Annotated in this window: 17 protein-coding genes and 1 pseudogene; 13 read left to right on the plus strand and 5 right to left on the minus strand. The window is 60.9% G+C overall.

Going from position 1 to position 24,174, the window contains the following annotated elements:
* Positions 1-269: 269 nt before the first annotated feature.
* On the plus strand, positions 270-2,339 hold the full coding sequence (locus C4J84_RS11655; protein ID WP_124370548.1) for an EAL domain-containing protein: 2,070 nt from the start codon (positions 270-272) through the stop codon (positions 2,337-2,339).
* Between the two features lie 63 nt (positions 2,340-2,402).
* Here the strand turns inward: C4J84_RS11655 and C4J84_RS11660 are convergent, their stop codons facing one another.
* Genes C4J84_RS11660 through C4J84_RS11670 form a run of 3 tightly spaced genes read right to left on the minus strand, consistent with a single transcriptional unit; the run spans position 2,403 to position 5,686 of the window.
* On the minus strand, positions 2,403-3,245 hold the full coding sequence (locus tag C4J84_RS11660) for a metal-dependent hydrolase (protein WP_124435373.1): 843 nt from the start codon (positions 3,243-3,245) through the stop codon (positions 2,403-2,405).
* A gap of 15 nt (positions 3,246-3,260) precedes the next feature.
* Positions 3,261-4,151 carry an SDR family oxidoreductase gene (locus C4J84_RS11665; RefSeq protein WP_124429485.1) on the minus strand — a complete coding sequence of 297 codons (891 nt, stop codon included), beginning with the start codon at positions 4,149-4,151 and terminating at the stop codon, positions 3,261-3,263.
* On the minus strand, positions 4,148-5,686 hold the full coding sequence (locus C4J84_RS11670) for an NAD(P)/FAD-dependent oxidoreductase (protein ID WP_124435374.1): 1,539 nt from the start codon (positions 5,684-5,686) through the stop codon (positions 4,148-4,150). Before C4J84_RS11670 ends, C4J84_RS11665 begins: the two co-directional genes overlap by 4 nt.
* A 267-nt stretch (positions 5,687-5,953) precedes the next feature.
* On the opposite strand from C4J84_RS11670, the gene C4J84_RS11675 reads away from it, so the two are divergent.
* The 10 genes and pseudogenes from C4J84_RS11675 to C4J84_RS11720 all read left to right on the plus strand — a co-directional run bounded on the left by C4J84_RS11675 (position 5,954) and on the right by C4J84_RS11720 (position 19,003).
* Positions 5,954-6,952, plus strand: coding sequence for an alpha/beta fold hydrolase (locus C4J84_RS11675; RefSeq protein WP_124370551.1), 999 nt, complete (start codon positions 5,954-5,956; stop codon positions 6,950-6,952).
* Between the two features lie 298 nt (positions 6,953-7,250).
* Entirely contained in the window at positions 7,251-8,531 is a 1,281-nt protein-coding gene (locus tag C4J84_RS11680; protein WP_124435375.1) for an alkane 1-monooxygenase, read from the plus strand.
* 124 nt (positions 8,532-8,655) lie between these two features.
* The gene (gene praA, locus C4J84_RS11685; RefSeq protein ID WP_124435376.1) at positions 8,656-9,159 is read left to right on the plus strand and encodes an alkane oxidation protein activator PraA; all 504 of its coding nucleotides are present in this window, start codon (positions 8,656-8,658) and stop codon (positions 9,157-9,159) included.
* Between the two features lie 117 nt (positions 9,160-9,276).
* Entirely contained in the window at positions 9,277-9,762 is a 486-nt protein-coding gene (gene praB, locus C4J84_RS11690; RefSeq protein ID WP_124370554.1) for an alkane oxidation protein activator PraB, read from the plus strand.
* Positions 9,763-9,963: 201 nt separating this feature from the next.
* A complete protein-coding gene (locus C4J84_RS11695; RefSeq protein WP_124435377.1) occupies positions 9,964-11,409 on the plus strand; it encodes an outer membrane protein transport protein in 1,446 nt (481 codons plus the stop codon).
* Between the two features lie 279 nt (positions 11,410-11,688).
* A complete protein-coding gene (locus tag C4J84_RS11700) occupies positions 11,689-14,211 on the plus strand; it encodes an acyl-CoA dehydrogenase (RefSeq protein WP_124435378.1) in 2,523 nt (840 codons plus the stop codon).
* A 138-nt stretch (positions 14,212-14,349) separates the two neighbouring features.
* Positions 14,350-15,693: a 3-oxoacyl-ACP reductase gene (locus C4J84_RS11705; RefSeq protein ID WP_124435379.1), complete on the plus strand. Its 1,344-nt coding sequence runs from the start codon at positions 14,350-14,352 to the stop codon at positions 15,691-15,693.
* Positions 15,694-15,719: 26 nt separating this feature from the next.
* Positions 15,720-15,980 (plus strand): annotated as a pseudogene (locus C4J84_RS11710) (acyl dehydratase); the annotation flags it as partial.
* Positions 15,973-17,268 (plus strand): acetyl-CoA C-acetyltransferase, encoded by a 1,296-nt coding sequence (locus C4J84_RS11715; RefSeq protein WP_124435380.1) that lies wholly within the window; start codon positions 15,973-15,975, stop codon positions 17,266-17,268. The pseudogene C4J84_RS11710 and the gene C4J84_RS11715, both read left to right, overlap by 8 nt.
* 31 nt (positions 17,269-17,299) lie before the next feature.
* On the plus strand, positions 17,300-19,003 hold the full coding sequence (locus tag C4J84_RS11720) for an AMP-binding protein (protein ID WP_124435381.1): 1,704 nt from the start codon (positions 17,300-17,302) through the stop codon (positions 19,001-19,003).
* Positions 19,004-19,231: 228 nt separating this feature from the next.
* Here the strand turns inward: C4J84_RS11720 and C4J84_RS11725 are convergent, their stop codons facing one another.
* Positions 19,232-20,347, minus strand: a complete 1,116-nt coding sequence (locus C4J84_RS11725; RefSeq protein ID WP_124370560.1) for a Gfo/Idh/MocA family protein — start codon at positions 20,345-20,347, stop codon at positions 19,232-19,234.
* Complete coding sequence (locus tag C4J84_RS11730; protein WP_124366874.1) at positions 20,340-20,543, minus strand: hypothetical protein; 204 nt, start codon at positions 20,541-20,543, stop codon at positions 20,340-20,342. The genes C4J84_RS11725 and C4J84_RS11730 overlap by 8 nt, the downstream gene beginning before the upstream one ends.
* 180 nt (positions 20,544-20,723) lie before the next feature.
* On the opposite strand from C4J84_RS11730, the gene C4J84_RS11735 reads away from it, so the two are divergent.
* Together C4J84_RS11735 and C4J84_RS11740 are read left to right on the plus strand one after the other, a co-directional pair.
* Complete coding sequence (locus C4J84_RS11735; RefSeq protein ID WP_177412776.1) at positions 20,724-21,776, plus strand: YCF48-related protein; 1,053 nt, start codon at positions 20,724-20,726, stop codon at positions 21,774-21,776.
* A 16-nt stretch (positions 21,777-21,792) separates the two neighbouring features.
* The gene (locus C4J84_RS11740; protein WP_124362662.1) at positions 21,793-24,168 is read left to right on the plus strand and encodes an RND family transporter; all 2,376 of its coding nucleotides are present in this window, start codon (positions 21,793-21,795) and stop codon (positions 24,166-24,168) included.
* Positions 24,169-24,174: the final 6 nt, after the last annotated feature.

Genomic DNA, 24,174 nt, shown 5'->3' on the forward strand with positions numbered 1-24,174 from the left:
CTGAGTGGGCACCCGGTGTTAACCAGGTTGTAACATCCTTTAACAAACGGAAACGCGGCGGATAATACCGACTCAGACAGGTTTAGGGGATGACTCAGGTCAGAAAGTTCGATTTTTTATCTAGGAATTTTCACAGCCCCCAGGGTTTTTTTGCTGAAAAGCCCGGGAAGATGGCAAAAAGCTTTCGCGCCGAGTATCAGGGCGTGTAGCGTTGACGGGTATTCCGGCGCTGATCTCCAGACCCCGCGAATACGGGCAGAGGGCGGCTCATGGCGCAAACGCTGTTCAAACTTTTCCTTACCCAGCGCCTGGCGGCCCTGGCCAGTATCGAGTCGTTACGTGCGATTCGGGAGGGATTGTTGTGGATCCTGCCGTGCCTGTTGGTGTCTGCCGTTTTCCTGATCCTGTCCGAATGCGCCAAGGTGCTGGGCTTCAGCCCACCGATAGTGAGCTTTCTTTCGGGCCTGCATGACCGGATCAGCTCGGTGATTCCACTGCTGGTCGCCGCTTCCATTGGCTATATGCTGGCTATCCGGCACCGCTTGCCACAACTGCCAATAGCCTTTTTGTGCCTTGCCAACGTAGTGGTGGCCACGTTTCTTTTGCGCGAATACCCTCGGGCTTCGGCCACCTTCCTGCTGTTCATTGCCATCGCGTCGCCGCTGATCAATGTGCCGGCCATGGCCTGGCTGCACCGTTTGCGTTGGACTCGCCTGGTGCATGAAGACCTGATCGGACACAACCTCAAGGGCACGATCAACATGGTGCTACCCGGTGCGATCACTGCGCTGGCATTGGTGGTGGTGTTGTCGTTGCTGCTGCAGATCCCCTATGTGGCACAACTGCAGGGGCCGCAGGTGCTCAATACGTTACAGGCGCCTTACGGCAGCGGGCTGTTTGTGACCTTGATGAACTCGCTGTTGTGGTTTTTCGGGATTCATGGCGTGTATGCCATGCAGCCGCTGTTCGATGTACTGGATCAAGCTGTGCTGCTCAATGGCGCAGCGCTGGCGGCGGGTGAGCCGGTCCAATACCTGCTTAACAGCGGCCTGTTGGGCAGCTTCGCATTTATCGGTGGGTCGGGCGGCGCGCTGTGCCTGCTCCTGGCAATCCTGCTGTTTTCCAGGAGCCAGTCCATGCGGTTACTGGCGATGGCCAGTTTGCCGCTGTCGTTATTCAATGTCAGCGAAGTGTTGTTGTTCGGTTTGCCGATCATCCTCAACCCGCGGTTGTTCATACCCTTTCTGTTGGTGCCGGCGGTCAATGCGACGGTGGCGCTCGCGGTGGTGCAACTGGGTTGGGTAGCACCGGCCGTGGCCAGTGTGCCGTTTACCGCACCGGTGTTGCTCAATGCTTACCTCAGTACCCATGGCGACGTCGCGGCCGTGGTATTGCAGGTTGTACTGATGGGCCTGGGGACGCTGGTGTATGCGCCGTATGTACGAGCGATCCATCGCCAGGCCAGTGACGGCGGCACGGTATACCTCAAATCCCTGGACATGACGTTTCGCGGCCTGGAGGAGAAGGGGCGGTTGCTGGAGTTCGACCCGGTGCTCGCGTCGCACCGCGCCCTGGCCCGGCAGGCCATTGAGTTGAACCGGATCCAGCAGATCAGCGACTACGAGTTCTATCTTGAGTTTCAGCCCCAAGTTTCCACCCGTACCGGCCTGTGCACCGGCTGCGAAGCCTTGATGCGCGCCCGGGACAGCCAGGGCACGGTGCATTCACCCTGGGAGTTCCTGCAATGGTTGGCACAGGCGCGGTTGATGCCGGATGTGGACGTGTGGGTGGCGTCCCAGGCCGTACGCCAGTATCAACAGTGGAAGAAGGCCGGTTTTGAATTGCCCATGACCATCAATGTCTCCAGCGTTACCCTCAAGGACGCGGCTTATGGTGATCGTCTGGTGGAGATTCTCGCCCAGGCCCAGGGCTGGGTGTCGGTGGAGATCACCGAAGATGCGCTGGTCAGCGATATCCAGGCGACCCGTCAGACCATCCAGAAACTGCAGGCATTGGGGGCAAAGGTATATATCGATGACTTTGGCACCGGGTTTTCGGCGTTGAGTTACCTGCATCAGTTTCCGGTGGACTTCATCAAGATCGATCGCAGCTTCGTGGTTGCACAGCACGATCCCAAGGGCGCTCAGGTGCTGACCGGCATGCTGCGTTTCTGTGAGGCGCTTAACCTGGGCGTGGTGGTGGAAGGGGTCGAGACCGCCGAGCAATTGGCGTTTCTGAATACGGGGGCTGAGTTGTTCATTCAAGGCTGGTATTTCAGCAGGGCGTTGCCGGGGCATGAGGTGCCGCTGTTTGTGCGCGAGCGGGCGGGGTTGGGGTGATCTGGCAGTCATGGGGCCGACCGCTCTGGCAGCCGGCCCCGTTCAAAACAGCACGCCGGCGTGCTAGACCGCCTCGTAGCCCCGATTGGTCCGCTCGATCTCCTCGACCAGTGCGTCTATCCCCGCCAACCGTGCCCGATTGTCATGGTCCCAAGGATGAAAACCCGGTTTGAAATAGTGCAGCCACGGCCGCAGCATGCGCGCAAAGATGCCCTTGGGGGCATACAGAAACTTGAGCATGCGCCAGAACCCCTGCAGATGCCCACCCGACTTGCGGTCGGCAATCAACAGGCGCACATGGAAATCGAACACCACCAGCCAGAACAGCAGCGTGGTAAACAGCATGGTGCCGGTGCGCAGCAAGTAGCGCTTGGGCCCAGGCGTGATCACCCGGTTCCACACATCGAAGGCCACCGCTTTATGTTCGGTTTCCTCAAGGGCGTGCCAGTACCACATCTGCTGGTAGCCCTTGAGTGAGTCGCCGAAACGCGACGGGTCACTCAGCAGGATTTCCGCGAGCATCGCGGTGTAGTGCTCAAGGGCGATGGTCACCGCGAGGTTAAAAGATGGCGGCAGGTGTTTCTTTTGCAGGTCGAGGAAGAATTTCAAGCGGCGATCGAGGCTGTGCGCCGGCAGGCCTGCCGCTTGCAGCAGGTCGTTGTAGGCCACGTGTTCACGGCTGTGCATGGCTTCCTGGCCGATGAAACCCTGGATCTCTTTCTTGAGGTCCGGATCGTCGATGCGGGAACGGTAGTGGCGCACGCTGTCCATGAAAAACAGCTCGCCCTGGGGAAACAGCAGCGACAGGGCATTGAAAAAGTGCGTGATGAACGGGCCTTGTTCATGCCAGTTGGTGATGCGCCCGGCGGGCAGGGCGAAGCGGATATCACGGCGAATCGGCAACATGGGGTGTGCTCCTGTTCAGAGACGGGGCTCGTCGTTGGTTTCAAACACGGGCGTGCGTGGTTTGGGCGCCATGCGCCTGCTGGCAAACACCACCAGCGCTTGATAGGCCGCCGGCAGGCACCGGGCGAGCAGGTCGAGCAAATACGCGTCGCGGCCGATCAGCACGCGGCGTTTGTTTTTGCGCACGCCTTGCAGGATCACCTTGGCGGCCTGGTCGGCGTCGGTGATAAACAGTTTTTCGAAATCGGCGCGCGCTTGTTGTTCGCTGTGGATAAGGAAACCGGTCATGTTCGCGTCGATCCGGCTGCTGCGGCAGATGTCGGTGCGAATCCCGCCAGGATGCACGCAGGTGGCGGAGACGCCGCAGCGTTGCAGGTCCAGCTCCTGGCGCAGTGCTTCGGTAAAGCCGCGCACCGCGAACTTGCTGGCGTTGTAGCCACTCATGCCGGGCTGGGCGAACAGGCCGAACACGCTGGAAGTGTTGACGATATGCCCGTCGCCACTGGCCTTCAGGTAAGGCAGGAACGCCTTGGTGCCATGCACCACGCCCCAGAAATTGATGCCGACGATCCACTCCAGGTCGGCATAGTCCACGCCTTCCACGGTGCTCGACAGCGCCACTCCGGCATTATTGAAGACCAGGTTGACCTGGCCATGCTCGGCCGCACACCGCGCCGCCCACTCCAGCATGGCTTGGCGGTCCGAGACATCCAGTACCTGGGTGGTGACGGTCACCGGCGACAGGGTCGAGGTCCTGACCAGGTCCCGCGTGTGCTCCAGCCCCTGGCTGTTCTTGTCGGCCAAGGCCAGGTGGCAACCCTCCCGTGCCAGGGCCAGTGCCAGTGCGCGACCCATGCCGGAGGCCGCTCCCGTAATTGCCGCCACGCGGCCGGTGAATGACTTCATGACAGACTGCCTTCTGTGGCGCAATGAGGGGTTGCTGCGGCGCGCGGCACAGGCACAACCGGCGCCCGGCTGACCACATAGTCCTTGAGCGCAAAATGCCGGGTGACCTGCTTGAATCGCCACGTCGAGCCGGGCCACAGCGTGGTGTTCTTGCCGGTACGCGGGTCGAGGTACCAGCTTTGGCAACCGCCGGTATTCCAGATGGTGCGCTTGAGCTTGCCTTGCAATTGCGCGTTGTAGGCCTGCTCCACGGCGGGTTTGACCTCCACCATGGCGATGCGTTGGCGCTGCATCTGTTGCAACGCGTCAAGGATGTAAGCGACCTGGGCTTCGATCATCAGGATCATCGAGTTGTGCCCCAAGCCGGTGTTGGGCCCGACGATCAGGAACAAGTTGGGATAGCCCGGTACCGTGGTGCCTTTATAGGCATGGGCGCCGTTGTGCCAGGTATCCATCAGGTCGATGCCGTTGCGCCCGATGATGCAGCCACGGGGCAGGGGATCGGCGGCCTGGAACCCGGTGCCGAAGATCAGGCAATCGGCGGGGTGCTTGATGCCGTCAGCGGTGATCACGCCATCGGCTTCGATCCGCAGCACCTGGTCGGTCACCACCTCGACATTACTGCGCGACAACGCCGGGTAGTAGTCATTGGAGATCAGCACACGTTTGCAGCCGATGGTGTAGTCCGGCGTCAGAATCTTGCGCAGGGAAGGGCGGGCCACTTGTTTATGCAAATGACGCAGGGCGATTTTCTGCACCATCCTCATCAAGCGCGGGTGCAGGGCAAAGCCCACCACACGGCCTTCCAACGCCCAATAAAAGGCGCTGCGCACCAGCCTTTGGGTCAACGGCAGATGCTTGAACAGCCAGCGTTCGACACCTGAGATCGGCCGGTCGGGTTTGGGCATGATCCAGGGCGGCGTGCGCTGGAACAGGTCCAGGTGCGCCACTTGCGGCGCAATCTGCGGCACGAACTGAATAGCACTGGCGCCGGTGCCGATCACCGCCACGCGCTTGCCCTTCAAACTGTAGTCATGGTCCCACTGCTGCGAGTGGAAACGCTTGCCCTTGAAACTGTCCAGCCCAGGAATATCCGGCAATGCAGGACGCGACAGGCCACCCATGCCCGACACCAGCACTCGCGCACTGACTTGGCGGCCATCGCTGAACGTCAGTTGCCAGCGTTGCTGCTGATCATCGAACACCGCCCGTTGCAGGCCCATGCCGAAACGCAGGTACGGCGCCAGCCCGAACCGCCGCGCGCATTGCTCCAGGTAAGCGCGAATCTCCGCTTGCGGGGCAAATTGACGCGTCCAGTCGGGGTTCGGCGCAAAGGAAAAGGAGTAGACATGGGACTGCACGTCACAGGCACAGCCAGGGTAGTGGTTGTCACGCCACGTACCGCCGAGTGTGTCGGCCTGCTCAGCGACGAAGAAATCGCTGAGCCCGGCTTGCTTGAGTTTGATCGCCATGCACAGGCCGGCGAAGCCTGAGCCGATGATGGCGATGTCGATGGCGTCGCTGTGGGCATTCATAAGCGGTCCTTGGTGGGCATCGGATGTGCTCCTGTTTTTCTTTTGTGTTTTAGATAGAACACCATTGCAAAGGAAAATTGAATTAATTATTTTAAAAAAGATTTTAAATAATCTACCTGAAAATTTCGCCTACGCTAGGACCTTGTTCGATCTATGCGACTTGTCCGACAGACGCGCATGGAGGCTGGGTCCAAGGTATGGGCGAAGGTTGAGGCCTTGATCAATCCCGATCGGGTCGCCAGCAGCAGGGAAGCAGAGGACCGAGCTATGGCTGTCGAGTGGGTTGTCGCTGCGGGTGTGGTGATAGGCGCGAGCGCTGTGTCGTGGGCTTTCAGCGCCTGGATGACACGGCGTATTGAAACCGCCGTTCCGATCAACGGGCGCGTCGTCGAGGTGGATGGCGAGCGCTTTCATTATGTAGACGAAGGCCAAGGCCCAGCGCTGGTGATGATCCACGGGCTGATGGGCAGCAGTCGCAACCTGACTTACGCGTTATCCGGTCAGTTACGTGGGCAGTTCCGCGTCATCAGCGTCGATCGCCCAGGGTCGGGCTACTCCAGTCGGCACAACCACACGGCAGCAGACCTGCCGGCCCAGGCGCGCCAAATGGCCGCTTTTATCAAAACCCTCGAGCTGGATCAGCCGCTGGTGCTTGGGCATTCCCTGGGCGGTGCGGTTGCCCTGGCGTTGGCCCTTGACCATCCGCATGCGGTATCCGGCTTGATCCTGGTGGCGCCCTTGACCCATCCCCAGCGCATGCTGCCGTTGGTGTTCCTGCCCCTGGCCGTGCGCCCTGCCTGGCTGCGACGCTGGGTGTCGCGCACCTTGACCCTGCCCATTGGCCTGTTGACCAAGGGCTCGGTGGTCAAGGGCGTGTTCGCCCCCGATGCCGCCCCGCCAGACTTCGCTACGCGCGGCGGCGGTTTGCTGGGGATGCGTCCCGAGAACTTCTTTGCCGCGTCCACTGAGATCAACCGAGTCAACGATCACTTGCCGGACATGGTCAAGCGCTACCCGCTGCTGACGCTGCCAATCGGCCTCATCTACGGCGCCCGGGATAACGTGCTCGACTTCCAGAAACACGGTCAGGGCCTGGCCAGCAAGGTGCCCGGGCTGAAACTGCAGGTGGTGGAAGACCGAGGGCACATGTTACCGATTACCGCCACGGAACGAGTGGTGGCGTTGGTCGAGCAGATTGCCAAACGGGCTGGGCCTGCACGAAGCGCCGCCGTATTGCAGCCCTCGTTTGCCATGGCGGGCAAATAACCATGCCATCCGATCTGCGGTTCCAGCGCGTCAACGCCCGCCCTAGACACCTGGCCGGCGCTCTGAAAAAGAGACTGCCCGGTCACGCAAAAAGGCCCGGATAAACTGGTTGACGACCTAACGATTCCGCGCTATTTATTTAAAAAATTATTTCAATTTCTAATTTGAAACATTTTTTGAAATGCCTAAGAGCGAATAAAATAATGAAAAAAACGCCTTTTATCGCATGGTTGATGTCTCGGAGCGGCCAGCGCTCCGCCCTCCTGTTTGCTGCCTCCGCCTGCGCTCGGAGGTGGGCATGAACCCGTCCCTGGCGATGCCAGGCGTCTGGGCCGACGGCAAGCGTTACCTGTGGTGGCTCGGCATCATGCCCCTGGCGACTCCACTGCTCTCGGGGGCCCTGGCTATCGGCACCGGTATTCAGCAACTGTGGTGGATCGGTGTGCTGGTCATCTTCGGCTTGATCCCATTGATCGACGGCCTGTTGGGTGAAGACCTCAGCAACCCGCCGGAATCTGCCGTCAGCCATCTCGAATCCCAGCACTACTACCGTTGGATCGTCTACACCGGCGTGCTGTTTGTGATCGCCTCGGTCGTGATCACCGGTTGGCTCGCCGCCGGCGGCATTGACTGGATCATCGGCGGCGGGCTACTGCGGGCCACCGCGACCCTCGATCCATCGAGCGGGCTGGCACATGCCGCAGCATTCATTACCGCCCGCACCGAGTTGCACGGCCCCGTCAGTGGCTTCACTTATCTGGGTATGGCGATGTCCACCGGGGCCGCTACCGGTATCGCGATCAACACCGCCCATGAGCTGGGGCACAAACCCAAGCCATTGGAAGTGTTCCTGGCCAAGGTCACGCTGGCGCCGACGTTCTACGGACACTTCTACACCGAACACAATCGTGGCCACCACGTACGCGTCGCCACACCGGAAGATCCGGCCAGTTCGCGCCTGGGTGAAAGCTTCTGGGCCTTCCTGCCGCGCTCGGTATGGTTCAGCGCTCGCTCTGCCTGGAACCTGGAGCGCGAACGCCTGCGCAAACTTGGCCTGCCGGCCTGGCACTGGAAGAACGCGGTGCTCAGCGCCTGGATGTACAGCGTGCTGCTCTGGGGCGCGATGATTGCCTGGCTGGGCGCGGCAGTGATCCCGTTCCTGATCATCCAGGGCGTCTACGGTTTCTCGTTGCTGGAAGTGGTGAATTACGTCGAGCATTACGGCCTCAAGCGCCAGAAATTGCCCAATGGTCGTTATGAGCGCTGTTCGCCGCGGCACTCCTGGAACAGTAATCGAATAGTCACCAATATCTTCCTGTTTCAATTGCAACGGCATTCCGATCATCATGCCAATCCCACGCGTAGTTATCAGTCGTTGCGGCACTTTGATGAGTCGCCGCAACTTCCCTATGGTTACGCGAGCATGATTGTCTGGGCCTATGTGCCGTATTTGTGGCGGGGCCGGATGGACCATCGTGTATTGAATCATTATGCCGGTGATATCAACTTGGCTAATCTCCAGCCTTCACAGCGCTTGAAGTATCTGGAAAAGTACAGCGGCGAAGCCAAGCCGTTTTAATTTGAAATAAAAACGCGTTTTTCGAGTGTATTTCGATAAGGATTTCTACGTCGATTGTTTGTTAGCTTAGTTGCAGGATGGTTGTTTACCCGAACGAAAATAATTTCAAGGGAAGGGCGTAAACATGCAAGTAACTCAGGTCACTATAAAGTTCACCGTTAATGTCGTACTGGCCGCGCTGGGCTTGATCGCGTGGCATCACGCACAGGCCGCACGTATCGAACCTGCCGGTAGCGCGTTTACAGCCCAGGGCCCAATCAGCTTCTCCAAAGGCGCGTTGATCAGTGCCGACTGCACCATCAAGGTGGCCGGCAAAGTGACGGCCGATGGGACATCCGTCAATATCGACAAAGTGGCGTTCGATGGCGGGCTCAAGTGCAGCCGGGTCGAAGCTATTAATTTGCCATGGATCTTGACTGCAAAGAATACAAAAAGCGGCTCGATGTCGAAGATCAGCGTGGACGTGCATGCATTCGGTCTGGGCGGCAAGTGCGGTCCTTCTACCGCAGTCGGTACGTGGGATAACGCCACCGGCAAGTTGGAGGCTGCCAATGTACCTATTGGTGATGACTGCACCATTAAAACGGTATCAATCAAGATGCCGCCTGATTTCAAAGTAGTTGAATAAGGTTGTCGGACTTAACTGAATTTGGCTGGAATACGAAGTTCTGCAGTTTCACCGTGACTTCGTGTTCATGGTCATTACCCCAGGCGAATAACTCGCCATTACATGTGAGGCAAAATAATGAAAAGCTTGAAAACCCTCGTTTGTGCAACTTCGTTTGCAATGTGCTTCGGCGCCGCGTCGATGGCCAGTGCGGCTTCCGTCTCTCCGGACGGTCCGTTCTCGACTAACGCCGGCACCATCGTGGTGAAGTCGCCTTCGTCTTTTGGCGCGGCAGTGACATGCGGCATCACTTTTACCGGCAACGTTAGCGGTGGCGTGGCCTCGATCAACGGCGCAACGCTGACCGGCGGCGGTCTGTGCGCCTTGCCAACGCTGACTAACCTGCCTTGGGTATTGACTGCTGCGACGGGCACCACCGGTACCGTGACCAATGTCGGCTACAAGATCAACTCGATCCCAGCCACCAACTGCGGACCAACCCCTATCGCAGTCACTTGGGCTGCAGGGACCAAAACCCTTTCGGCCGCCAATCAGTCGCTGAGCGGAAACTGCACTGTGGTTTCGCTGAACGTTGTGGCCCCGACGCTCACGGTAAACCCGTAAGCGCGTGACTCCGTAAAGGGCTGATCACCCGTTGAAATGCCGGCGCCCCCCGCGAGGCGCCGGTCAACGGTAAATCGCCTTCGCTTATCACCCATCCCTGATTGTCATACACCTTTCCAGTACAGGCGCTTTTGAACAACGCTCCATGATTACACGACCCACCGGCAGGGGCCGGGCGCACATAATAATAGGGAGTACCGCATGAATAATAAGAAACAACACGCTTACACGTTACTGGGACTGGCCCTGTTGGGAGGCCTGATCACTACGGGGTATGTGCAGGCGGGCGGGTTTTCCACGCCCACTTATGGCGCCCCCGGTTGGGGCCGCGCATTTGGTGGCGGTTCTCTGTTCAAGAATGACCCGAGTGCGGCGTACAACAACCCAGCGGCCATGGCGTTCATCGATTCAACCATCGTGCAGCAGACCGTCGATTACGCCCGGATCAAGATCAAATATTCCGGCCAGGCGTATGACCATAACGGCAACCCGGTGACCAATACGCCAGTGCTGGATGACCAAGGCAACCTGGGCGATCCGACCCTCAATACCAATAATGGCGGCCAGGGCGGTTTCACCGCATGGCTGCCCACTGGTTTTATGGTTATGCCCATCGGCGACCGCTTCGCTTTTGGCCTGAGCCAGGTCGTACCGCAAGGTATGAAAAGTACGTGGAACGAAAACTCAAAGCTGCGGGATTTCGCGGTCGACACCAAAATCGAGACTATCGGCCTGACAGGCTCCTTGTCGTTCAAGGTCAATGATGAATTTTCGATCGGTGGTGGTGCCATCGTTCAGCGCAGCCAGGGCAACGTCAGCCAGAACGTTGATGTGTTGGCTGCCGCAGATGTATCACCCGGGCTTGGCGGCACCGGCTTTCCGACCGGTGTCGGGCATTCCTTGATACGCGTTAAAGTCGACAACATCTCGGTAGGCTGGTTTGGTGGCGTTGTGTGGAAACCGACGCAGCAAGACACGCTGGGTTTGAATTATCACGCCAAGATCAAAAACAAGATGACCGGCAAGTACGACGTTTATACGGACGCCATCGGTCGTAACACAATGACCAACCCTATTGGTCCGAACGGAGAGACGCTGGTTGAAATGGCCTATCCCGGTCTCAAGCTGTTCCCGGATGGCGCGCATGCCAGTGCGCAACTGGATATCCCGGCGACTGCTGCGATTGACTGGGTCCATCAGTTCAATGACCGCTGGACGCTCGGTGTGAGTGCGCAGTGGACTGAGTGGTCCTCGTTCCAGGACCTCACACTCAAGTCTCAGGGCTCGACCATTGTTGCCATTCCCTACAACTACAAAAACGCGTGGATGACCTCAATCGGCGGCGACTACAAAGCCACCGACGAACTCACCCTGCGTGCAGGTGTGGCGTATGACCAGACGCCTACCCGTAACTCCACGCGTGACCCGCGGATCCCTGATGGCGATCGTTATTTCCTGGCGTTTGGTGCCGGGTACGACATCAAGGCAGTGCCGGGCCTGTCAGTGGATGGCGCGTACTCGCACCAGTTCGTCGAAAAGGTCAACCTGAAAACCAAGAACGTCGATCGCCTCGGCGCTGCTCAACTGGACGGGAAGGCTGAGTCGTCAGGTGACGTCGTGAGCTTGTCGGCGACCTATAAGTTCTAGTCACGCACCTGACCGTGTTGAAGCCGGGTATTCAGCGCATCTTGAGACCCGGCGCACACTGACATGCTTACAGAACAATCCGCAGAACCTAATCGGAGCCACATGACTGATGCAATTAGGCTGACTCGTTCTGCCCTGAATATTTTCGCCAGCTCATTAAATAAAAATTTCAAAACAAAATTTGAATTTATTTTCCCGAGTTTGTAGTGTGGCTCTACGCCCCGCTCAATCCGAGCGGTCCGCACGGGTGCCACGCCCTGAATCAAGTAGAGGTATCCCATGGTTATCTGGTTATTGATGGGTTTCGTCGCGGCGATTGCCCTGGCGTATCGACAAGCCGCTGCCACCCTGTGGCTGGGCGCCGGCCTGGTATGGTTGGCGGCTGGCTATCTGTTCAACGCAGTGGCCGCATTCGGCGCTACCGTCGCAGCGGTGCTGGTGGCGTTGCCGGCCTTGTTGCTGGCGATCAAACCCCTGCGCCGCGTGCTGTTGACCCGCAAGGCCTTGGGGCTGTTTCGTACGGTCATGCCGGCGATGTCCGACACCGAACGTGCGGCCATCGAATCCGGCACCGTGTGGTGGGACGCCGAGCTGTTCAGCGGCAAACCCAACTGGCAGCGCCTGCTGCAAGCCGCGCCGGCCAGCCTGAGTGCCGAGGAGCAGGCGTTCCTCGACAACGAAGTCGAAACCCTGTGCGACATCGCCAACGATTGGGAAACCACCCAGGTGTGGCAAGACATGTCCCCCGAGGGCTGGCAATACACCAAGGAAGCCGGCTTTCTCGGCATGATCATTCCCAAGCAGTACGGCGGCAAAGGCTTCTCCCACTACGCGCACTCCCAAGTGGTGATGAAGCTGTCGACCCGCTGCTCGGCGGCGGCCATTTCGGTGATGGTGCCCAACTCCCTGGGCCCCGCCGAACTGCTGCTGCATTACGGCACCGAGGCCCAGCGCAACTATTACCTGCCGCGTCTGGCGCGGGGTGAGGATATTCCGTGCTTCGCGCTGACCAGCCCGTATGCCGGCTCCGATGCCGGGGCCATTCCCGACGTGGGGATTGTGTGCAAGGGCCTGCACGAAGGCGAGGAGGTGCTGGGGTTCAGCGTGACCTGGGACAAGCGTTACATCACCCTCGGCCCGATTGCCACGGTGCTGGGCCTGGCGTTCCGTGCCGAGGACCCGGACGGTTTGCTCGGTGCCGCAGGTGCCCTGGGCATCACCTGCGCGCTGATTCCCACCTCCCATCCAGGCGTGAACAGCGGCCGTCGCCACTGGCCGCTGAATGCGGTATTCCAGAACGGTCCGACCACCGGCAAGGATGTGTTCATTCCGCTGGAATGGGTGATCGGCGGTCGCGAACAAGTTGGCAACGGCTGGCGCATGCTGATGGAATGCCTGGCGGCGGGCAGGGCGATTTCACTGCCGTCGGCCAACGTCGGCCTGGGCAAAGTGGCGGTCCGTGGCACCACCGCCTACGCTGCGATGCGTAAGCAGTTCGGCCTGCCCATCGGCAAGTTCGAAGGGGTGCAGGCACCGTTGGCCCGCATGGCCGGGCACTTGTATGCCTGTGATGCGGTGCGCAAGGTGTCGGTGGCGTCCCTGGATGCCGGCGAGAAACCTTCGGTCATCTCGGCCATCGCCAAATACCACGTCACCGAGCGCGCGCGAATGATCGTCAACGATGGCATGGACATCGTCGCCGGCAAGGGCATCTGCATGGGGCCCAATAATTTCCTGGCACGCGCCTATCAGCAAAGCCCCATCGCCATCACGGTGGAAGGCGCGAACATCATGACCCGCTGCCTGATCATCTACGGCCAGGGCCTGATCCGCTGCCATCCCTATGTGCTGCGCGAAATGGAAGCGGCGCGCAACCCGGATCGGCGCAAGGCCCTGCAGGCGTTCGACAGTGCGATGTTCGGCCATGTGAGTTTTGTACTGGCCAACACCGTGCGTGCCACGGTACATGCGCTGACCGCTGGGCGGCTGCTTTCTGCGCCGGCCAACACGGACCCGGCGCTGGCTTCCTACTACCGCCAGGCCAATCGCCTTTCGGTGGTGCTGGCATTGGTCTCGGACGTTTCCATGGGGGTGCTGGGGGGCGCCCTCAAGCGTAAGGAAAGTATCACCGGGCGCCTGGGCGATATGCTGTCGCAGTTGTACATCCTGTCTTGCGTACTCAAGCGCTTTGAGGACGACGGCCGGCCCCAGGCCGACTTGCCGCTGGTGCATTGGGCGGCCCAGGACGCATTGTTGCGCGCCCATGAAGCGCTGGCCGAAGTGCTCGACAATTACCCGTCCAAAGCCGCTGCGGCAGTGCTGCGGGCCTTGAGTTTCCCGTTTGGCATTCCTTTGCGCAAACCGTCGGATCGCCTGTTGGCCCAAGTCGCCGAGGTCGTACAGACCCCCGGCGAAACCCGCGACCGTTTGCTCGCCAACTCCTACATCCCGCGCCCGGAAATCGACAAGCTGGCCTATGGCGAACTGGGGTTCCGCCTGTTGCCCCAGGTGGAGCTGATCGAGGCACGGCTCAAGCCCGTCATCAAGCAAGGCCTGCTCGCGCCAATGCCGATTTCGTCTGCGGCCTTTACCGGCTGGCGCGTCAAGGCACGGGCGTTGGACCTGATCAGCGACGACGAAGACGCTTTGCTCGCACGCTATGTGGAATACGCCGACCACGGCATCCAGGTCGACGACTTCCCGCAGGACTTCGGTTTGCTGGAGGCCCTGCAGCGGCGCAAGCAGGCGTTGGAGCCCTCCAAGCGTCGCGCCAGCCAAAGCGAAAACGCTTCGGTCAACTAAAGGGAAACACGGGTCAGTGTGGGAGGGGGCTTGCCCCCGATAGCGGTGGCTCAGATGCAGATTCACTGACTGACACTCAGCTATCGGGGGCAAGCCCCCTCCCACATTTGATCGGATTTACAAAGCAGGATTTGTGTTATGAGTGACCGCTACCTTTCTTTCGTCAATTCTCCTTGGGGCCGTCGCCTGGCCCAGGCCGTCGGCTTGCCGCAACCCTTGCCCCTGCAACGCCATCGCAGCGGCCAGCACGGTTTGGCCAACCCGGTCATCGTCGCCGGGGCAGGGCGCCTGACCGAGCACGTACATCGCCTCTTCAGTAGCACCGACACCGTCGCCGCCACCGCGGCGACCGTCAAGGCGCCGTCGACGGTGAAGGTGCAGGGCGCGGTTTTCGATGCCACGCACGTGGCCGACCTGCAGCACCTGGATGAGCTCTATACATTTTTTCACGCCAACGCCAGGCGCCTGAGCCAACACGCGCGCGTGGTGGTACTCGGCACCGCACCGGAACATTGCCAGGACTTGCCCCAGGCCGTCGCCCAGCGCGCGCTCGAGGGGCTGGTGCGCTCGCTGGCCAAGGAGCTGCGCCGGGCGATCACCGTGCAATTGATCTACGTGGCGCCGGGCGCTGAAGACGCTTTGGACAGCAGCCTGCGTTTTTTTCTGTCGCGCCGTTCGGCTTATGTGTCTGGGCAAGTGATACGCCTCCAGAAGCCGGTGGACAGTCACATCACCTTCCATTGGGACAAACCGTTCGCCGGCCGTCGCGCCTTGGTGACCGGCGCCTCCCGCGGCATCGGCCTGGCCATTGCCCAGGTGTTGGCGCGCGACGGTGCCCATGTGGTGTGCGTCGACGTGCCCCAGGCCCAGTTGGCGCTGCAGCAGGCCGCCGACAGTGTGGACGGTTCGGCATTGCCCCTGGACATCACCGCGCCGGATGCCGCCGCGTTATTGCAGGCGCATGTCAGCCAGTATGGCGCCTTCGATGTGGTGGTCCACAATGCCGGAATCACCCGCGACAAGACCATCGCCAAGATGACCGAAACCGCCTGGCGCAGTGTGCTGGCGGTCAACCTCGAGGCGCCGTTGCAGCTCAGCCAGGCGCTGCTGGACAACCACGGCCTGAACCCCGGTGGGCGGATTGTGTGCGTCTCGTCGATTTCCGGTATCGCCGGCAACCTCGGGCAGAGCAACTACGCCACGTCCAAAGCCGGGGTGATCGGCCTGGTACAGGGCCTGGCCCCGCGTGCGGCAGCGCAGCAGGTGACGGTGAATGCGGTGGCGCCAGGGTTTATCGAGACGCAGATGACCGCGAAAGTCCCGCTGTTGATCCGCGAGGCCGGGCGGCGTATGAATTCCTTGCTTCAAGGCGGCCAACCGGTCGATGTGGCCGAGACCATCGCCTGGCTGGCGCATCCGGCGTCCGGTGGGGTCAACGGCCAGGTGGTGCGGGTGTGCGGTCAAAGCCTGCTGGGAGCCTGAACCATGGACTACGTGACCCAGATCATCGACCCGCCATCGCTCACGGCATGTGGACCCTGGGCCGTGCGCTGGCGGCACAGCAGCCACCGGGTGGCCTGGACCACGCCGAGGCCCATTGCGATTTCAAGTTGCCAATCTTCCTGCCCGGCCAGGTCGCCCTGTGGAGTCGGCCCGTGACCGGCCCGCTCCGTGAATTCGAAGTGCGCAATGTGGCCGGCGACAAACCGCATATGCGCGGGTTGTTGCTGTGGGATCAAACGCCTGGAATGAGAGCCTTACATGAGTGACTACAGCTTCAATCCGCCACCGACCCGACGCGTGGCGATCATCGGCGGTAACCGCCTGCCGTTTGCCCGTTCCAACACCGTGTATGCCCATGACAGTAACCAGGACTTGCTGGTGGCCGCCCTGCAAGGCCTGGTGGATCGCTACAACCTGCACGGTCAGCGCCTGGGCGAATTCGTCGCCGGTGCGGTGATCAAGCATTCGCGCGATTTCAACCTGGCGCGCGAGTCATTGCTGTCGACCACGCTGTGTGCGCAGACCCCAGCCTACGATGTGCAGCAGGCCTGCGGCACGGGCCTGGAAGCCGCGTTGCTGGTGGCCAATAAAATCGCGCTGGGCCAGATCGAAGTGGGTATCGCGGGAGGCGCGGACACCACCTCCGACGCGCCCATTGGCATCAACGAATCCCTGCGCCACACCTTGCTTGCGGCCAATCGGGCCAAGGGCATGGGCGACAAACTGAAGGCCTTGTTGAAGGTGCGCCCTTCGATGTTGTTCAAGCCGCTGCTGCCGCGCAATGGCGAGCCGCGCACCGGCCTGTCGATGGGCGAGCACTGCGAAGAAATGGCCAGGCGTTGGCAGATCAAGCGCCTGGCCCAGGATGAGTTGACCCTCTGCAGCCATCAACGCCTCGACGCGGCCTATAAGCGCGGTTTCTTCGACGATCTGATCAGCCCCCATCGGAGCCTCGCACGGGACAACAATCTGCGCGCCGACATCAGCCTGGAAAAACTCGCGAGCCTGGCGCCGGCCTTCGACCGCCAGGACGGCACGCTCACCGCCGGCAACTCAACGCCCCTGACCGACGGCGCTTCGGTGGTGTTGCTGGCCAGCGAAGCGTGGGCCGCTGCCAATGGCTGGCCGGTGCTGGCCTACCTGCGCACCGGCGAAACGGCGGCGGTGAATTTCGTCGACGGCACCGAAGGCCTGTTGATGGCCCCGGCCTACGCCGTACCGCGCATGCTCGAGCGCGAAGGCCTGGGCTTTGCCGATTTTGATTTCTTCGAAATCCACGAAGCATTCGCCGCCCAGGTGCTGTGCACGCTCAAGGCCTGGGAAGACCCCGGCTACTGCCGGGGGCTGGGCCTGGACGCACCGCTGGGCGCCATCGACCGCGCAAAAATGAATATCAACGGCGGTTCGCTGGGCTCCGGCCATCCGTTTGCCGCCACCGGTGGCCGGCAACTGGCGGCGTTGGCCAAGGCCATCCATGAGCGCGGCGGCGGTCGCGGCTTGATCTCGATCTGTGCGGCGGGCGGGCTGGGTATTACCGCCATCGTCGAAAAGTAGCCCTATCCACAACAACAATAAGGACGCAGCCATGAACGCCATCAGCCTGGAACACACCGAACGCATCTGGTTGAACGCCTACCTGCCCGGCGTGCCGGCGGACATCGATGCCGCTATCGAGGCTTACCCCTCGTTGCGCGAAGTGTTCGTGGAACACCTGGAAAAATTCCGCGAGCGGGTGGCGTATGTCAGCATCGGCACGCCCATGACTTACGCCGACTGGCACATCCAGGGCAGCGCATTTGCCGCCTGGCTGCAGGGCCAGGGGGTGAAGAAGGGCGACCGCGTCGCGTTGATGATGCCCAATTGCCTGCAGTACCCGATCTGCCTGCTGGGCACGATCCTGGCCGGCGCGGTGGTGGTCAACGTCAATCCGTTGTACACCGCCCATGAGCTCAAGCACCTGCTCAAGGACAGCGGCGCCGAGACCGTGGTGATCTTCGAAAACTTCGCCCACACCCTGGAAAAGGTCATCCCAGGCAGCAGCGTCAAGCGCGTGGTAGTGGCGGCCATCGGCGACCTGCTCGGCACCTTCAAGGGCGCGGCGATGAACTTCATCCTGCGCCGCGTGCAGAAGCAGGTGCCGGCCTTCACGCTGCCTGGCTCGGTGCGTTTCAACCAGGTGCTGAAACAGGGGCGGGCGCTCAATTTTTTGCCCGTGAGCATAAGTCGCGATGAGCTGGCCTTCCTGCAATACACCGGCGGCACCACCGGCGATGCCAAGGGGGTGATGCTCAGCCATCGCAATATTATTGCCAACCTGTTGCAAGCCAAGGCCTGGGTCGGTGATCAACTGGACCAGCACAAGCAGGAGACCAACGTCACCTTGCTGCCGCTGTACCACATCTTTTCTTTGACGGTGAACTGCCTGATGTTCATGTGCCTGGGCGGGCGCAATATCCTGATTGCCAACCCACGGGACGTGAAACGGGTGCAGATGATCCTGCGCAAGGAGCGATTCAACGGGATCGCCGGGGTCAACACGCTGTTTAACGGTTTGCTGGAGAACAAGGAGTTCTGCGCGCGGGACTTTTCCGACCTGCGCATGGTGATCGCCGGGGGCATGGCCACGCACACAGCGGTGGCCAAGCGCTGGAAGGAAGTCACCGGCTTGCCGATCATCGAGGGCTACGGGCTGACCGAGTGTTCCCCGGTGGTGAGCATCAGCCCCATCGACATCAACCGCATGCGCGAGATGGAATTCACCGGCAGCATCGGCGTGCCCTTGCCGTCGACCTGGGTGCGCTTCGTGCGTGAAGACGGCGAAATCGCCGAAATCGGCGAGCAAGGCGAACTGCAAGTGCGCGGGCCGCAAGTGATGCAGGGCTACTGGAAGCGCCCGAAGGAAACCGCCGAAGTGCTGGATGCCGAGGGCTGGTTGTCGACCGGTGACATCGGCGTGATGGATGAGCGCGGCTACATCCGCCTGGTGGATCGCAAGAAGGACATGATCCTGGTCTCGGGTTTCAACGTATACCCGAACGAAATCGAGGACGTGGTGGCGATGCATCCAGGGGTAGCGGAAGTGGCGGCTATCGGTGTGGAAGATGGCGTGACCGGCGAGAAGGTCAAGATCATCGTGGTGCGCAAGGACCCGAGCCTGACCCAGGAGCAGATCCTCGCCCATTGCCGGGAATATCTGACCGGCTACAAGGTGCCGCGTTATGTGGAGTTCCGCACCACCGAACTGCCCAAAACCACGGTGGGCAAAGTACTGCGCCGAGCCTTGCGCTGATATTGAAGGCGACTGCGATCAAATGTGGGAGGGGGCTTGCCCTAATGCCAGTCAGTTAAGAAGTAGCAGGAGCGAGAACTAACTTGTGGCGAGGGAGCTTGCTCCCGCTGGGGCGCGAAGCGGCCCCAAACAATGGGACTGCTGCGCAGTCCAGCGGGAGCAAGCTCCCTCGCCACAGGTTCGGTGTCGCCTTAACTGACTGGCATTAGGGCTTGCCCCCTCCCATATTTAGATTGAGTTCACTTCGACCCAGCGCTCTTCAAGCGCCGCCACTCGAATCGCCGTTGCCAGCCGCTCCACCGCCCACGCCGCTTCAAAATCGGTGCCATCCGCACCTTGCCCCGCCAGCGCCATGATCAGTTCGTGAACCTCCAGCGTCTTCAACTCGTTGTACCCCAGTTGGTGGCCCGCCGCCGGGCTGAACGCGGCATAGCCGGGCAGGGCCGGGCCGGCGAGCAAGCGCTGGAAGCCATCCTGGCCGGCTCGGCACAGGCGCAGTTCGTTCAAGCGCTCCTGATCGAACGCCAGCGTGCCCAGGGTCCCGCTGATTTCGAAGCTCAGGTGATTCTTATAGCCATGCTTGAGCCAACTGCTGCTCACCGTGCCGCGCGCGCCGTTGGCAAAACGCAGCAGGGCATGCACCTGGTCATCCACGGCGATGTTCTTGAGTTCATGGCTGCCTTTGAGGGCCGGTCGTTGAGCGTGGACGGTGTGGGTATCGGCGCACACGCTGGCCACATCGCCCACCAGGTAATGGGCCATCGACAGCAAATGGCTGCCCAGGTCCGCCAGCGCGCCGCCAGCGTGTTCCACCTCGCAGCGCCACGACCAGGGCGAGCCCGGATCGGCCATGAAGTCTTCGCTGAATTCGCCCTGGAAACTGATGATCTCGCCAAGCTCGCCCCTGGCAATCATCTGTCGCGCCAGCACGATCATCGGGTTGTGCTGGTAGTTGTAGCCCACGCGCGTCACCACCCCGGCCACGCTGGCAGCTCGACGCATGGCATCGGCCTGTTCCAGGCTGACGGCCAGCGGCTTCTCGCAATACACCGCCTTGCCGGCAGCAATCGCAGCCATGGCCATGGGGTAGTGGAGGTGGTTGGGGGTCGTGATGGCCACGACATCGACCTTGGGATCGTCGATCAGCGCCTGCCAGTCGGCATGGGCCTGGGCAAACCCCCAGGCGCTGGCGCAACGCTGCGCGCGCTCGGCGTCGGCATCGGCCAGGGCCGCCAGTGTGAGCGTGACGGGCAGTTCGAACACCGCCCGAGCGTTGTTGAACGCCAGCGCGTGGGCGCGCCCCATGAAGCCTGTGCCGATCAAGCCGATTCCGAGTTCACGCATCGCCGTGGTCCTTTGGATTATTGTTTTCAGGAAGCGTATTAATGGAATAAATATTCTCAAAATTCAATAGATGGAATAAAAATTCATTATCCCGCATGGCGGCCTGATCGTTCCCACGCTCCGCGTGGTAACGCCGCCAGAGACGCTCCGCGTCCCATAACATCATCATTTGAGCTGATGCAGCTATATTCACCATGTGGCCAAACGCCGCCAGTTAACAAAAGATAACGTAGCGCCGATTGTCAGACGATTCCAAAGCCCGATAGGATGGCCCGTGCTTGCGTCAGGCGCTCTAGATTGCAGGTTTCAGAGCCCCGCGCAAAGCAACGCGACCTAACAATAATAAATGGGAGAAAGGTCTATGAGTGAGCCTGTCATGGGTTGGGTTGTTTGCCGCCCACGCGCCGCACGCAAGCTTGCGTTGCTGGCCACAGCGCTCTCGCTGTTTGGAGCCGTTGCGTCACCCGGCGTCGTCCAGGCCGCCAGCGATACCCCCGCCGCAGCGGTGTTTGCGATTGAATCCCCGAAGGCCGCCAAAGGCCTGATGATTGACGTGGTCCACGCCGGCCAGCGCCTGGTGGCGGTGGGTGACCGCGGGCACATCCTCTATTCCGATGACCAGGGCAGCACCTGGACCCAAGCCAGAGTCCCCACCCGGCAGTTGCTCACGGCGGTGTTCTTCGTCGATGCCAGCCACGGCTGGGCGGTCGGCCATGATGCGCAAATACTCGCCAGCAGCGACGGCGGCGCCAGCTGGACCCAGCAATACCAGGACCTCAAGCGCGAAGCGCCGTTGCTCGACGTATGGTTCAACGACGCCAATCACGGCCTGGCCGTGGGCGCCTACGGTGCGCTGATCGAGACCACCGACGGCGGCCAGACCTGGGAAGACGTCAGCGACCGCCTCGACAACGAAGACCAGTTCCATCTCAACGCCATCGCCTCCATCAAGGGCGCCGGCCTGTTTATCGTCGGTGAGCAGGGCAGCATGTTCCGCTCCAGCGACGACGGCCAGACCTGGGAAAAACTCGAAGGCCCCTATGAGGGCTCGTTGTTTGGCGTGATCGGCACCGCTCAAGCGCAAACGCTGTTGGCCTACGGCCTGCGCGGCAACCTGTACCGCTCCACCGATTTTGGCAGCACCTGGGAGCCCGTCGAGTTGAACGCGGCGCGGGGAGCGCTGGAGTTCGGGTTGTCCGGCGCGACCTTGCTGGAGGATGGTGCCATCGTCGTCGTCGGCAATGGCGGCAGCGTGGTGGTCAGCCATGACGACGGCCAGACCTTCAGCGTGTTCAACCGCCCGGACCGTATCTCACTCTCGGCGGTCACTGCGGCCGGCAACGGCAACTTGGTCCTGGTCGGGCAGGGCGGCGTTCGCGTCGCCACGGCCACCGGCGCCGAACCGCTCCTAAATAAAGAGCCAAAATAAGAAGAAGGCGGGAAATATGAGCAGTCATCACAACGATAAAGCGACCTTTCTTGAGCGCCTGATCTTCAACAACCGCCCGGCAGTGATTGTCATCTGCCTGCTGGTAAGCATCTTCCTGTTCTGGCAGGCGACCTTGATTCGCCCGTCCACCAGCTTTGAAAAGATGATTCCCCTCAAGCACCCCTTCATCGAAAAGATGATGGAACACCGCAACGATTTGGCCAACCTGGGCAACACCGTGCGCATCTCGGTGGAAGCCAAAGACGGCGACATTTTCACGAAGGAGTACATGGAGACCCTGCGCCAGATCAACGACGAGGTGTTCTATATCTCCGGCGTCGACCGCTCGGGCCTCAAGTCGTTGTGGAGCCCCAGCGTGCGCTGGACCGAAGTGACTGAAGAAGGCTTCGCCGGCGGTGAAGTGATCCCGCAGAGCTACAACGGCTCGCCGCAAAGCCTCGACCAGTTGCGCAACAACGTGCTCAAGTCCGGCCAGGTCGGGCGGCTGGTGGCCAACGACTTCAAGTCGAGCATCGTCGATATCCCACTGCTGGAGTCCTACCCGGACCCGCAGGACCAAGGCAAGTTGCTGGCCCTGGATTACCGCAAGTTCTCCCATGAACTCGAAGACAAGATCCGCGATAAGTTCGAAGCGCAGAACCCCAACGTCAAGATCCACATCGTCGGCTTCGCCAAGAAAGTCGGTGACCTGATCGATGGCCTGGTGATGGTGGTGCTGTTCTTCGGCATCGCCTTCGTCATCACCCTGATTCTGCTGCTGTGGTTTACCAACTGCCTGCGCAGCACCGTCGCGGTGCTCAGCACCACGCTGGTGGCGGTGGTCTGGCAGCTCGGCCTGATGCACTTCTTCGGCTTCGGGCTGGACCCGTATTCGATGCTGGTGCCGTTCCTGATCTTCGCCATCGGCATCTCCCACGGGGTGCAGAAGATCAACGGGATCGCCCTGCAGTCGAGTGAGGCAGACAACGCCCTGACCGCCGCGCGGCGCACCTTCCGGCAGCTGTTCCTGCCGGGGATGATCGCGATCCTCGCCGACGCGGTCGGCTTTATCACCTTGCTGATCATCGACATCGGCGTGATCCGCGAACTGGCCATCGGCGCGTCCATCGGCGTGGCGGTGATCGTGTTCACCAACCTGATCCTGCTGCCGGTGGCGATTTCCTATGTCGGCATCAGCCCGCGGGCCATCGCCCGGAGCAAGAAGGACGCGAACCGCGAACATCCTTTCTGGCGCCTGCTGTCGAACTTCGCCAACCCGAAAATCGCGCCCATCTCCATCGCCCTGGCAGTGCTCGCCTTCGGCGGCGGCCTCTGGTACAGCCAGAACCTCAAGATCGGCGACCTCGACCAGGGCGCGCCGGAACTGCGTCCCGACTCGCGCTACAACAAAGACAACAACTTCATCATCAGCAACTATTCCACCAGCTCCGACGTGCTGGTGGTGATGGTCAAGACCCGCGCCGAAGGCTGCTCGCGCTATGAAGCCATGGCGCCGATCGACCAGTTGATGTGGAAGATGCAGAACACCGAAGGCGTGCAGTCGGCGATCTCGCTGGTCACCGTGTCCAAGCAGATGATCAAAGGCATGAACGAGGGCAACCTGAAATGGGAAACCCTGTCGCGCAACCCCGATGTGCTGAACAACTCCATCGCCCGCGCCGACGGCCTGTACAACAACAACTGCTCTCTGGCGCCGGTGCTGGTGTTCCTCAACGACCACAAGGCCGAGACCCTCGACCGCGCCGTGCATGCGGTGCAGGACTTCGCCAAGGAAAACAACAAGGACGGCCTGGAATTCATCCTCGCCGCCGGTAACGCCGGGATCGAGGCGGCCACCAACGAGGTGATCAAGGAGTCGGAGCTGACCATCCTGATCCTGGTGTACCTGTGCGTGGCGACCATGTGCATGATCACTTTCCGCTCCTGGGCGGCGACCCTGTGCATCGTGCTGCCCCTGGTGCTGACCTCGGTGCTGGGCAATGCGCTGATGGCGTTCATGGGCATCGGCGTCAAGGTTGCGACCTTGCCGGTGGTGGCGCTGGGCGTGGGGATCGGCGTGGACTATGGCATCTACATCTACAGTCGCCTGGAAAGCTTCCTGCGCGCGGGCTTGCCGTTGCAGGAAGCCTATTACCAGACGCTCAAGTCCACCGGTAAAGCCGTGCTGTTTACCGGTTTGTGCCTGGCCATCGGCGTGTGCACCTGGATCTTCTCGGCCATCAAGTTCCAGGCCGACATGGGCCTGATGCTGACTTTCATGCTGTTGTGGAACATGTTCGGTGCACTGTGGCTGCTGCCGGCACTGGCGCGGTTCCTGATCAAGCCCGAGAAGCTGGCGGGGCAGAAGGGCAACTCGCTGTTTGCCCACTGATTGCCC

The organism is Pseudomonas sp. R11-23-07, assembly GCF_003852295.1.
GTDB lineage: Bacteria > Pseudomonadota > Gammaproteobacteria > Pseudomonadales > Pseudomonadaceae > Aquipseudomonas.